General features: G+C 69.6%; 10 protein-coding genes. All 10 read right to left on the minus strand.

The features are described from left to right. Complete coding sequence (locus tag BM204_RS01820) at positions 1–1,692, minus strand: hypothetical protein (RefSeq protein ID WP_091109912.1); 1,692 nt, start codon at positions 1,690–1,692, stop codon at positions 1–3. Then, a complete protein-coding gene (locus BM204_RS01825) occupies positions 1,689–2,396 on the minus strand; it encodes an ABC transporter ATP-binding protein (RefSeq protein WP_091109914.1) in 708 nt (235 codons plus the stop codon). The genes BM204_RS01820 and BM204_RS01825 overlap by 4 nt, the downstream gene beginning before the upstream one ends. After that, entirely contained in the window at positions 2,393–3,223 is an 831-nt protein-coding gene (locus BM204_RS01830) for an ABC transporter ATP-binding protein (protein ID WP_091110056.1), read from the minus strand. Before BM204_RS01830 ends, BM204_RS01825 begins: the two co-directional genes overlap by 4 nt. Then, positions 3,204–5,222: a branched-chain amino acid ABC transporter permease gene (locus BM204_RS01835; protein ID WP_091109915.1), complete on the minus strand. Its 2,019-nt coding sequence runs from the start codon at positions 5,220–5,222 to the stop codon at positions 3,204–3,206. Before BM204_RS01835 ends, BM204_RS01830 begins: the two co-directional genes overlap by 20 nt. Positions 5,223–5,225: 3 nt before the next feature. Further along, positions 5,226–6,725, minus strand: coding sequence for an ABC transporter substrate-binding protein (locus BM204_RS01840; protein ID WP_091109917.1), 1,500 nt, complete (start codon positions 6,723–6,725; stop codon positions 5,226–5,228). 67 nt (positions 6,726–6,792) lie between these two features. Continuing rightward, positions 6,793–8,274 (minus strand): ABC transporter substrate-binding protein, encoded by a 1,482-nt coding sequence (locus BM204_RS01845; RefSeq protein ID WP_143099624.1) that lies wholly within the window; start codon positions 8,272–8,274, stop codon positions 6,793–6,795. Between the two features lie 186 nt (positions 8,275–8,460). Then, positions 8,461–9,609, minus strand: a complete 1,149-nt coding sequence (locus BM204_RS01855; RefSeq protein WP_246165744.1) for an acyl-CoA dehydrogenase family protein — start codon at positions 9,607–9,609, stop codon at positions 8,461–8,463. A gap of 57 nt (positions 9,610–9,666) precedes the next feature. Further along, complete coding sequence (locus BM204_RS01860; protein ID WP_091109920.1) at positions 9,667–10,326, minus strand: TetR family transcriptional regulator; 660 nt, start codon at positions 10,324–10,326, stop codon at positions 9,667–9,669. A 76-nt stretch (positions 10,327–10,402) separates the two neighbouring features. Further along, positions 10,403–11,350, minus strand: a complete 948-nt coding sequence (gene rlmB / locus BM204_RS01865; protein ID WP_091109921.1) for a 23S rRNA (guanosine(2251)-2'-O)-methyltransferase RlmB — start codon at positions 11,348–11,350, stop codon at positions 10,403–10,405. Further along, the gene (gene cysS / locus BM204_RS01870; RefSeq protein WP_439895883.1) at positions 11,350–12,747 is read right to left on the minus strand and encodes a cysteine--tRNA ligase; all 1,398 of its coding nucleotides are present in this window, start codon (positions 12,745–12,747) and stop codon (positions 11,350–11,352) included. Before cysS ends, rlmB begins: the two co-directional genes overlap by 1 nt. Positions 12,748–12,822 lie beyond the last annotated feature (75 nt).

Genomic DNA, 12,822 nt, shown 5'->3' on the forward strand with positions numbered 1-12,822 from the left:
TCAGGCCTTTCTCAGGTCGGGCAGGCCGCTGTCGAGGCCGTGGGGACAGGCGGCGCCGCCGCCGAGGGCGAGGGCACCCATCTTGCGCATGTAGGAGCCGGCGACCGCGGCAGCCGCGAGGCCACCGAAGAGCAGGACACCAGGGATGGAGAACAGCTTGGGCAGGCCCGAGGCGAGTGCCGCATCAGTGGGCAGCTCACCCGCCGCGGGTGCGACGTCGCCGCCGGGAGCGGCCGGGGTGCTCGAGGGAGGTGCGCCGGCACTGGAGCCGGTCGAGCCACCTGAGGTGTTGCCCCCCGACGCTCCGCCGCCTTCCTCCTCGCCGGTCTCCTCCTCGGGCTCCGGGGTGGGAGGCACGGGGATGTCGATGCCCTGGACGGTCTCGACGGCGCTCTCGGCGACGCCGAGGTTGACCACGACGCGGGAGGCGAGGTTGGCCGCGGACAGCAGGGCACTCTTGATGGGGCCCAGGTCGTCGGGCAGCTCGATGAAGATGTCGGAGAGCGGGAGCTGGGTCAGGACCATGTTGAGGGTCTTGAGGTCGATCTCGACGCTCATGCCCACGATCTTGCTGGTGGCCTTGCCGCCCTTGGCCTCGAGCTCCGGCTTCGGCAGCGTGATCGTCAGGCCCAGCTCCCCCAGCGCCGCGGCGACCTCAGCCGGGGTCTCGGGGGCGCCCTGGGACTGGCCTGCGGCTTCGAAGCCGTCGGGCCCGAAACGGAACTTCTGGTCCGCGACGGTGATCACGCCATAGGACGCTCCCCCGTCGGCGTCGCTGCTCCGGCCGTTGCTCGTCGAGACCGACCGGGCCTGGATCGAGCTGATCTGCACCACACCACCCAGCAGGCTGATGTCGCTCAGCACGGCACGGTTGACGCTGCGGACCTGGGTCGCGTCGTCGACGATGCTGCTGGTCGAGGTGTAGCCGCCGACGTCCACGAGGGCCGCGAGCTCCGCGGGAAACTGGCACGGGGTCTCCTCGGCGGCCGCAGCCCGGGATCCGGAAGGCTGCTGGCCGGCCTGGGCCGACCCACCAGTCAGACCGGGGAGACCCGGGAGACCGGGCAGGCCAGGAGTCGCCCCGCCGCCACCCCCGCCGTCGTCGCCGCCGTCACCCCCGCCGTCGTCGCCGGCAGGGTCCTGGGCCTGGCAGTCGGAGGAGTAGGCCATGTCGGCGTAGACCCTGCCGTCAGCGGCACCGGTGCGCTGGACGACCCCGGGGAACGGCTCGTCGGAGGCGAACTCCTCACCGGAGGGGAAGGTGGAGTTGACCTGGAACGGGTAGCCCTGGGCCGCGATCGGGCCCGAGATCTCGGGTGGCAGACCGAGGTTCTCGAAGACGGTCTTGGCGCCCTCTCCGAGCGAGTCGCCGGGCCACAGGTAGCTCGCGCGACCGGCAGCGCTGCTCGAGTCGGCTTCGACGCGGGAGTAGCCGAAGAGGAACTCGGCCTGCGGCGTCGAGGGGATCGGGATCGAAGGCTCGTAGATCTCGATCTCGACCGGGCTGCCGAACGCCTCACCGGAGAAGCCGCTGAACGCCGGCTCCCCGTCCTCGGCACTGCCCGCCGCGACCGCGGCGACCGCGGAGCCCGTGCTGAGCGGCAGCATGACGCCGACCAGGGCAGCGGCCGCGAGCGGCAGGACGAAGGCGCGGGTCTGGGGCCGTGCCGGGCTGTGTGCAAGCCGCTTCATGCGGCACCTCCGAGGATGACGTCCTGCATGGTTTCCATGATTTCGTCGGGCTCACCGGACGCGACGACGCGTCCACCCGACATGACTGCGGCATAGTCCGAGACCCGCAACGCGGTCCTGGCGAACTGCTCGATGCACAGGATCGAGACCCCCGAGGCGGCGATCTGCGCGACGGTGTCGTAGAGCTCGTCGACGATCAGGGGCGCGAGCCCCATCGAGAGCTCGTCGAGCAACAGCAGGGCCGGGTCCGAGGCCAGCGCCCTCGACATCGCGAGCATCTGCTGCTCACCACCCGACATCGTCCCGGCGAGCTGGCCCTTGCGCTCCAGCAGCCGCGGGAAGTAGGAGAACGCGGTCTCCAGGACTGCCTCGGGCGGCACCCCGGCATAGGACATCAACGTCAGGTTCTCCTGGACCGTGAGGTTCGGGAAGACCGAGCGACCTTCGGGGACCGTGCACAGGCCGAGCCGGGCGAGCTCCTCGGGCGAGGCGTTGCGGACGTTGACGCCGCCGAGGTGGATGTCGCCACCGGTGGCCTTCTTCTGCCCGCAGATGACCTTCGTCAGCGTCGACTTCCCCGCCCCGTTGGGACCCAGCAGCGCCATGACCGCACCCTTGGGCACCGACAGGTCCACACCACGCAAGACCTCGATGCGGCCATAGGCCGCGGTCAGGCCGACGACCTCCAGGATCGGGACACTCATCGCACCGCTCCGATCTCGTCGGGTACGACGGGCAGCACGCTGGTGTCGTGGAGGGCCGGGTCGTGGTGCGTGCCGACCAGGGCAGCCGACTCGTCGGGCGCCTCGTCGGAGTAGCCGAGGTAGGCCTTCTGCACCTTGGGGTTCGACCGGATCGCGCCCGGCAGGCCAGAGGCGATCACCGAACCGAAGTCCAGGACGTGGATCTCGTCGCACACCTTCATCACCAGGTCCATGTCGTGCTCGACCATCAGGATTCCGCAGCCACCGGCCGCGAGGTCCTTGAGCAGGTCGCCGAAGGCGCCGGTCTCCGACTCGTCCAGGCCCGAGGACGGCTCGTCGAGGAGCAGCAGCTTCGGCTCACCGGCCAGGCACCGGGCCAGCTCGAGCAACCGCGCGGTGCCCGTGGGGATCGAGTCAGCACGCTCGGCGGCGTACGCCGAGATCCCGACCCGCTCCAACAGGGCGTCGAGGTCGGCCGCACCCGGCTTCACCAGGCCCAGCAGGCCCCGGTGGATGTCGAGGGCGACCCGCACGTTCTCCCTCACGCTCAGTGACCCGAAGGCCTCCAGTCGCTGGAAGGTGCGTCCCATCCCGCGCTTGGAGCGGCGGTGGACCGGCATGTTCGTGACGGTCTTGGAGTCGAAGCGCACCTTGCCCTTCGTGGGCTTCTGCAGGCCGCTGATCACGTTGAAGCAGGTGGTCTTGCCCGCACCGTTAGGACCGATCAGACCCGTGATCCGACCGGCCTCGGCCACGAAGCTCGCGTGATTCACCGCGGTGACCCCACCGAACTGGACGACGACGTCGTCAACCTCGAGAAGCGACATGAGCACCCACCTCCTTCTCCTCCACGGGGACGTTCGGATCGAGCGTGAGCTGCGACAGCGGCACCTCGACGCTGCCGTCACCCGGCGCGTCGGCCCCGCGCCCGCGGCGGCGAGCACCGCGTCCGGGCAGATCGGGGATCCGGGCCAGCACCTGGGGGGCCACCCGGCCCTCGAGCAGCCGGCCGGTGCGGAAGATCAGGTTGGCCAGGCCGTTGGGGTCACGACCAGCGAAGACCGCACCGAAGCCGATGACCGCGAAGAGCAGACCACCCAGCTGCGGGTCACCGCTGGAGAGCACCGGCAGCAGCATCAGCCCGGTGCCGCCGAGCACCGCTCCGGTGATGGAGGTGACCCCGAAGACGACGGCGAGCAGCAGCAGCGGCAGCGAGTTGAACGACTGGAAGTCCGCGGACCCGATCGTGCCCCGCAGCCCGGCGAACAACGCCCCGGCCAACCCGGCGATGCCGGCCGACATGCCGAAGAGCCCGACGCGGAACCACCGCATGTCCAGCCCCAACGTGCCGCAGGCGGCCGGGCTGTCGCGCATGGCGATCAGCATCCGACCCAGCACCCCACGGCGCAGCAGCAGCAGTCCCCAGGCGACCAGAACGAGGAACACGCTCATCGCGAAGACGTAGCCGCCGGTGCTGTTGATCGCCGTGCCGAGAATCGAGAGGCGTCCCGCGGGCAGGGTTCCGTTGAAGCCGAACGCGAAGTCGGCCTGGAAGATCATCTTGTCCATGATCGTGGCGAAGGCGAGCGTCGACAGCGCCAGGTAGAGCCCGGTCAGGCGCAGCACGGGCAGCGCCACCAGTCCGCCGACCGCCGCGGCGATCAGCGCCGAGAGCACCAGCCCGTAGAGGTTGGGCTGGTCGAGCTTGGCGTAGGCCAGCGCGCCGACTCCCGCGAAGGTCAGCTGGGCCAGCGAGACGTGCCCGCCGTAGCCGGTCAGCAGCACGAGCGAGAGCATCACGATCGCATAGGTTGCAGCCGTGCCGACCAGCAGCAGGTTGGCCTGCGAGGCCGACCCGGCGAGCAGCCCCACGAACGCCAGGAGCGCCAGGCCCCAGCCCACGGACTTGCCCAGGGAGGGCAGCGGCGCGGATACGATGCCCTTGACCTGCCCGATCCGCAGCTGGGCCTGGGGAAGGATGATGATGACCGCGAAGAGGAACAACGCCGGGACCACGTTGCGCACCGAGTTGAGCAGCCCCTCGGTCGGGAGGTACGCCGAGGCGTAGGACGTCAGCAGGCCCAGACCCATGGCACCGACGAACGTCAGCGGCAGACTCTTCAACCGCCCGAGCATCGCGGCGGCGTAGGCGTTGATGACCAGCAGCGTCAGCGCGTAGTAGTCGAGCCCGACCACGGACACGAGAAGCACCCCGCCCAGGGCGGCCAGCGAGATCCCGATCGCCCACGACAACGAGGCGACCTGCTCGGGCTTGCCGCCGAAGAGCTTGAGCAGCTCCGGGTTGTCGACGCTGGCGCGCATCGCCGTGCCGATGCGGGTGCGGTTGAGGAGCAGGTAGAGCAGCACCGCGACCACGATCGAGGACAGGATCGTGATCAGCTGGTGCGCGGTCACGAAGGTGTCGCCGAGCTGGAAGCTCGTCTCGGGGAAGAACGGCGGCACGAACCGCGCCTCGGGAGGCCAGATCTGCTGCGCCAGCCCGATCAGCCCCACGAAGAGGCCCACCGTCACGACCAGCGAGGAGGAGACCGGAGCCTCACCCAGGCCCTTGGTCACGAACCGTGACACGAACCAGCCCGCCGCCGGAGCGACCACGAGGAGCACCAGCACCAGGGAGAACCACAGCGGCAGTCCCTGGCGCTCGGAGAAGTCCCAGAAAACGAAGGCCAGCACCATGCCGAACGCGCCGTGCGCGATGTTGAAGACCCGCGTCGTGGTGTAGGTCAGCACCAGTCCCGACGCGGCGATGGCGTAGGCAGCCCCCGACACGAGACCGAAGATGGTGAACGAGATGAACGAGCTCATGGGTCAGCTCCCTAGATTCGACATCGAGCCGCAGAGGAACTCGCCCGGCGACACCTTGGACCAGGTGCCACGGTCGAGCTGGATGATGGAGGCGCAGTTGGCCGTGGTCTTGGCTCCCACGTCCTGGGGGACGTGCATGCCGTTGGCGGTCCAGTCACGCACCTGGGCGAGTGCGGCGACCAGGGACTTGCGGGTCAGCTTGCCGCCGAGCTTGGTGGCCTCCTCGACGAACAGGCGGGCCGCCGACCAGGCGTAGACGCCGTAGATGTTGGGCTCGGCACCCGGCGCGACCTGGTTGAGCCACGCGCGGTAGAGCTCCATCTCGGCGATGGAGAAGTCGTCGAAGAGGTTGGTCTGCGAGTAGACGTAGACGCCGTTGCCGAGCTCACCGGCCTGCTCGACGTAGCCCGCGTCGTAGATCGTCGCGTCCTGCAGGAACACCTGGGGGCTGAAGCCCTGCTGGGCCATCGCCTGCTGGAGCTTGACGGTGAACTGGTACGGCCCGGTGTAGTTCACGAACTCGGTGCCGGCGTCCTTCATCTGCTGGACGTAGGGGGCGTAGTTGAACTCCGAGACGTCGATGCTCTGGAAGATCTCGACGTTCCAGCCGTTGGCCTCCCAGGCCTTGCGGAAGGCGGAGGCGTTCGCCGGGGCGGCACCGGCGTTGACGTAGAGCATCGCGACGTTCTTGACGGCCTCCGGCTCCTTCTTCACCCAGTACTGCGGCATCGCGTTGGGCACCTGGCCTGGTTGCACCCCGTAGGCGGCGTAGCAGGTGGAGCAGGCACGGCGTTCGGTGGTGAGCGAGTAGGCGCGCAGGTCGGGCAGCCCGCACGCCTGGGCGGTCGCGGCACCACCGAAGTCGAAGGCCGACTGGGACCCGACGGCGGCGAACGACTCGTCGCAGGCCCGCTGGTAGGCCTGCTGGTCGGCGCCCGCGTCGGAGCGGCTGTCGAGTGAGAGGACGTCGAGCTTGTGGCCGCACAGCTCCTCGGTGGAGTTGAAGAAGGCCGCGAACGCACGCGTCCCCTGCTGGGCCGACTCGAAGATCCCGGGCACCGGGCCGGAGACGTCCGAGGCGTTGGCCAGCGTGATGGTGTCGGCGGTGACGCCGGTCTGGTCGTTGTCGAACCCGTCGCAGCTGGCCGCCTCGGTGGTCCCGGTCGGAGCGTTCTCCCCGGAGCCGGCGGTCTCGCCCTCGGCTCCACCTGCCCCGGAGCTGCCCGTCGAGCCTGCGACCGCGGTAGAACCACCGCTCGTGCCACCCGTGCTGCCATCGTCCGTGCCCGGCACGACGGGCGCTGCGGGGTCGGCCCCCGGGACGCTGGCTCCAGGGACGGCGCCCTCGGCGCTCACGAAGCTGCCGTCCACCGCGGTAGAGCCGCCTGCGACGCGCACGTCGCCCGGGTCGAGCTGGGATCCGCAGGCCGCCAGGGCGAGCGCCAGCGTCGCCAGGACGAGCAGGCGGGCGCCTGCGGTGCGGTCTCGGCTCGGACGAGCCATGGCTTCCTCCAGAGGAAGGTAGGACGGATATCGAAGCAACGACCCAGGGAGTCGAAGGTGATGCAGGTCATCCCTCGGTGAGTCCGGAGCAGCTGTACTTCGTGCCACCGACCGGGACCCACTTGCCGTCGCGCAGCTGGATGTAGCGCCAGCACTCGCCGGTCTGCTTCGGGCCCACACCCTGGGGGGAGTGCAGTCCCTCCGAGGTCCAGTCGGTCGTCTTCTTCACCTCGGCCACCAGGCTCTCCCGGCTGAGCTTGCCGCCGAGCTTGGTGGCGAGCTCCACGAAGAGGCGCGCTGCGGACCAGGAGAAGACTCCGAAGAAGCCGGGGTCGGCGCCGGGCTTCACCTGGTTGAGGTAGCTGAGGTAGTTGGTCATCTCGGGGCTCGACGATGCCTCCTCGAACGGCACGAAGTTCGTGAAGATGACCGTCCCCTCGACCGCGTCGCCACCGGAGGAGACGTAGTCGGGGGTGTAGTCGGTGGGATCGCGCAGGTAGAGCTTGGGCTCGTAGCCCTGCTGCTCCATGGCCTGGCGCAGACGCACGGACTGCTGGTAGGCGCCGGTCCAGAAGACGACCTCGATCCCCTTGTCCTTGAGCTGCTGCACGAAGGGGGCGTAGTTGAACTCCGAGATGTCGATGCCCTGGATGTAGTCGAACTGCAGCCCCCGCTTGCCCCAGGCCGAGGCCTGCTTCACGGCGTTCTGCGCGGCCGCTCCCGCGTTGATGTAGAGGAAGCCCGCGTTGTCGGCAGAGTCCGGGTAGTTCTTCAGCACGAAGTCGGCGACCGAGTTCTGCACGAGTCCGGTCCTGGTCGACTGGGCGCCGAAGCAGGTGGAGCAGTCGTTGCGCTCGGAGGTGACCGCCGCCGAGCGGATGTCGGGCAAGCCGCAGGACTGCGCGGTGGAGGCGCCGCCGGAGTCGAAGGCCGACATCGAGCCGATCATCGCGAAGACCTCGTCGCACGCAGCGGTGTAGGCCTGCTGGTCGGCCGAGGCGTCGGTGCGGCTGTCGTAGGTCTTCAGGACCAGTGAGCGCCCGCAGATGCCGTCGGGGACGGTGGCGTTGAAGAAGGAGACGAATGCCTGGGTCGCCTCGGCGCTCGACTCGAAGAGCCCCGGCACGGGGCCGGAGATGTCGGAGGCGTTGCCGATCGTGATGGTGTCGTCGGTGATGCCGGTCGTGTTCTTGAAGCCGTCGCAGGTGCCCTTGTCGGAGGCCGTCACCGGGGGCTCACCCCCGGGCTCCCCACCGGTCGTGCCACCGGTCGTCCCACCGGTCGTCCCACCGGTCGTCCCACCGGCGGTGCCCCCTGTGGTGCCCCCCGTGGTCCCGCCGGTCGTGCCACCGGCGGTCCCGCCGGTCGTGCCACCCGGAGTGGTGCCCGGCACCGTGCCGTCGACGAGCGTGCCGTCGGCCGCGACCACCTGGCCGTTGACGCCAGCGACCTCGTTGGGATCGAGGTTGGAGCCGCACCCGGCGAGCAGCAAGGACAGGCCGAGCACCCCCGAGACGAGGGCGGTGGACGATCGACGGAATGCAGGCACGCTGGAACAACTCCCCAGGGTCGAAACTAGAACAGGTACTAGTTCAGTAACGACACCGTGCCGCAAAGGTGACGCGTGCCACAGGACTGGTCCAACCGATGGATCGCGTTCGAGTTCTCCCGACCGGCCGTCCGCACGGGCAGAGGCCGCCACCGCAGGGCCGGATCAGCTCAGCAGCTCAGCAGGTCAGCTCAGCAGGTCCCGCCCGATCACCATGCGCTGGATCTGGTTGGTGCCCTCGAATATCTGCGTCACCTTGGCGTCGCGGAAGAGCCGCTCGACGGGGTAGTCGCGCGTGTAGCCGTTGCCACCGAAGACCTGGATCGCGTCGGTCGTCACGCGCATGGCGGCGTCGGAGGCGGTCAGCTTGGCGATGCTGGCCTGGCGGGAGAACGGTCGGCCGGCGTCCTTGAGCCGGGCCGCGTGCAGGTAGGTCGCACGAGCGCGCTCGACGTCGGCACCCATGTCGGCCAGGAGGAACTGCATCCCCTGGAACTCACCGATCGCGCGACCGAACTGGGTGCGCTCGCGCGCGTAGGCGACCGCGTGGGCGAGCGCCGCCTGCGCGATGCCGGTGGCGACCGCCGCGATCCCGAGCCGGCCGGCGTCGAGGGCGGACAACGCGACCTTCATGCCGGCCCCCTCGGCGCCGATGCGCTGCGCGACCGGGATCCGCGCCGCCTCGAAGCGCACCTGGGTGGTGACGTCGCAGTGCAGCCCGAGCTTCTTCTCGGGCGCGCCGAAGCTCATGCCCGGGGTGTCTGCCGGGACGATGAAGGCCGAGAGACCGCGCTTGCGGTCCTCGCCCGTCCGAGCGAAGAGGATGTAGTAGTCGGCGCACGACCCGTTGCTGATCCACTGCTTCGTGCCGGTCACCACGTAGTGGTCGCCCTCGCGGACGGCCGAGGTCTCGATCGCGCTGACGTCGGAGCCCGCCTGTGGCTCGGACAGGCAGTAGGCCCCCAGCCAGTCCCCCGCCAGCATCCGAGGCAACCAGGTGGCGCGCTGCTCGTCATCGGCGTTCATCGCCACCACCGACGCCGTGAGCGAGTGGACGCTGGCGCCGACCCCGACACTGGGCCACGCGGCCGCGATCTCCTCGATGACCTGGAGGTAGACCTCGTAGGGCTGCTCACCACCCCCGAACTCCTCGGCGAAGGGCAGGCTCAGGAGACCGGACTTGCCCAGGAGGCGGTAGGCGTCGGCCGGGAACGCGGCCGCCTCCTCCATGGCATCGACCTGGGGAGCGAGCTCGCGCTGCGCGATGTCACGGGTGAGCTCGAGCAACGCCTCGGCGTCCTCGTCGGGCAGGAGGCGGTCCACGTTGGTCGGCACGACCACGAGTCTAGAGGCACCGGCATCACGCTCCGACGCCGTCGCGGCGCCGCAGTGTCACATGGAGGCGGGCACTCCGGGGACCGGGACCAGCAACATGGCCGAGGACATGGCGATCAGGTCCTCGACGAAGCGTGGGGTGTCGAGCTGGGGCCGCGCGCCAGGCGACCCAGCGCTGTCGATGCCCCGGATGCGGCGCGCGATCGAGCCCAGGACGAAGGAGGTCATCTGGAGGATGCGGTGGTCACGCACCTCCTCGTCCAGCCCGTCGACGGCGTTCAGCGCCCGCTCCATCAGCACGGCGTAGACCTGGTAGCCACCGGAGCGGACCAGGGCCGCCTCGACCTCCGGGGTGTAGGTCGCCGGGTCCTGCTCGGAGATCTCGGCGATGATCTTGAGGTAGTTGCGCCCGCTCACGCTGCTCTCGGCCACCTCGACGCAGGTCCGGACGATGACCTCGATGACCGAGGCGACGTCGTCGTCGGGCTGCTCCATCGCACGGACGAGGAGCTCCCCCTGACGCAGCGCCATGAACTCGGCATGCTCGTTGAGGACCGCCGCGAGCAGGCCCTCACGGGAACGGAAGTGATAGTGCACCGCGCCCCGGTTGCGCTGGCCGGCCTGGCGCGTGATCTCCACCAGTGACGCAGCCTGGATGCCGTGATCGGCGAATCCCTGCGCCGCGGCCTGGATCAGGCGCTGCCTCGTGGTGAGCATTCCTTCACGTTAGTCGTCATCTGGTTGTGATTTCGTTCCTGTTCGACCGGACACAATCATCATTCCGGGTGACGGGTCAGGCGCGGGCCCGGGCCCGGGCGATCGAGTAGAGCGCCACGGACGCCGCGACTCCCGCGTTGAGCGACTCCAGGTTGTTGGCCATCGGGATCGACACCAGCTGGTCACAGGTCTCGGCCACGAGGCGGGACAGCCCGTCGCCCTCCGACCCGATGACGACCACGAGCGGGCCGTCGGCCAGGTCCAGGTCGGGCAGGGAGACCTCGCCCTCAGCCGCGAGGCCGATGACCATGCAGCCGGCGTCCTGGTAGGCCTTGAGCTGGCGCACGAGGTTGACGGTCTGCGCCACCGGGATCCGCGCTGCCGCACCGGCACTGCTCTTCCAGGCGGCCGCGGTCATGCCGGCGGCCCGACGCTCGGGGATGACGACTCCGTGGGCACCGAAGCCGGCCGCGCTGCGGATCACGGCCCCGAGGTTGCGCGGGTCGGTCACCGAGTCGAGCGCCACGATCAGGGGCGGCTCGCGGTTCTCGGTGGCCAGGACGATCAGGTCGTCGGGGTGCGCGTACTCGTAGGAGGGGATGCGCGCCGCGAGGCCCTGGTGGACCGCGGTGGAGGTCATCCGGTCGAGCTCACCCTTGGAGACCTCGAGGATGTTGAGGCCCTTGTCCGCCACGATCTTGAAGACCTCGCGCAGCCGACCGTCCCGCTCGGCGCCCTCGGCGACATAGACGGCCGTGACCGGCACGTCCTCACGCAGCGCCTCGAGGACGGAGTTGCGTCCGGCGATCCATTCGGCGTCGGTGCTCTTGCGGCGACGGGCCTGCGTCGAGGCCGAGCGCTGCGGCTTCTTCTCGGCCTTGTAGGCAGCGTGGTAGGGCCGCTCGTTGGCCCGTGGCGTCGGACCCTTGCCCTCAAGGCCGCGCTTGACCTTCCCCCCGGAGCCCGCGGTGGGCTTCTTGGTCGTCTTGCGGATGGCGCCCTTGCGGGAAGAATTGCCTGGCATTACAACGTCCACCTTGCTCCGGACGGGGTGTCTTCGATCTCGATCCCCGCCGACTTGATCTGGTCGCGGATTGCGTCCGCGCGCGCGAAGTCCTTGTCAGCACGGGCCCGGGCCCGCTGCTCGAGCAGCCCGGACACGAGGGCGTCGACCGCTGCGGTGAGCTTGACGTCGTCTCCCCCACGGCCACCCCACGCCGGGTCGTGCGGGTGCAGGCCGAGCACGTCGAGCATGGCCAGCACCTCGCCGGCCTGGGTGGAGGCATCGTCGCCCGAGGCCAGCAGCCGGTTGCCCTCGCGCACCGCGTCGTAGAGGACGGCGATGGCAGCCGGGGTGCCGAGGTCGTCGTTCATCGCATCGACGAAGTCCTGTGACAGCGAGCCGCTCTCCGTGACCGCGGCCCGGTCGAGAAAGTTCTCGATGCGGCGCAGGCCCACGGCCGCCTCGTCGAGCGCCTCGAAGCTGAACTCGACGTGGGAGCGGTAGTGGGCCATCAGCAGGTAGAAGCGCAGCTCGATGCCGCGGTAGGTCTCCAGCACGGCCGGGATGGTCAGCGAGTTGCCCAGCGACTTGCTCATCTTCTCGCCGGCGGTGGTGATCCACGCGTTGTGCATCCAGTAGGACGCGAAGGGTCGCCCTGCTGCCCGGGACTGCGCCTGCTCGTTCTCGTGGTGCGGGAAGCGCAGGTCGACGCCGCCGCCGTGGATGTCGAAGGCCGGCCCGAGGTACTTGCCGGCCATCGCGGAGCACTCGATGTGCCACCCCGGACGACCCGGACCCCATGGCGAGGGCCAGGCAGCCGTCTCCGGCTCCGACTCCTTCTTCCAGCCCTTCCACAGCGCGAAGTCGCGCGGGTCGCGCTTCTTGGCCAACATCTGGGGGTCGACGTCGGTGGCCGCCTCCATGTCGTCGATGCCCTGTCGCGTCAGCTCGCCGTAGCTCGGCCACGAGCGCACGTCGAAGTAGACGTCGCCGGAGCCGTCCTCGGCGGGGTAGGCGTGGCCACGGGTGATCAGCTCGGTGATCAGCTCGACCATCTCGGGCACGTGGCCCGTGGCGGCGGGCTCGTAGGTGGGCGGCGCGACGTTGAGCGCGGCGTAGGCGCGGTCGAGCTCGCGGTGCATCTCGTAGGCCAGGTTGTACCAAGGACGGCCCTGCTCGGCGGCCTTGGCCAGGATCTTGTCGTCGATGTCGGTGACGTTGCGGATGAAGGTCACCTCGAAGCCGAGGTGGCGCAGCCAGCGCTGGAGGACGTCGAAGTCGACGCCCGAGCGGACGTGACCGACGTGCGGCTCGGACTGCACGGTGAGCCCGCACAGGTAGAGACCGGCCTTCCCCTCCTCGAGGGGTGCGAAGTCACGGACCCCGCGGGTCGCCGAGTCATAGAGCCTGAACGTCACACCCTCCAGTCTAGGAGTGACCGGCCCTCGCGGCCGCATCGAGCAAGCCTGTGACGCATGGGACGGAAGTGACCT

This window comes from Nocardioides psychrotolerans, assembly GCF_900113685.1.
In the GTDB taxonomy this organism is placed as follows: Bacteria; Actinomycetota; Actinomycetes; order Propionibacteriales; family Nocardioidaceae; genus Nocardioides; species Nocardioides psychrotolerans.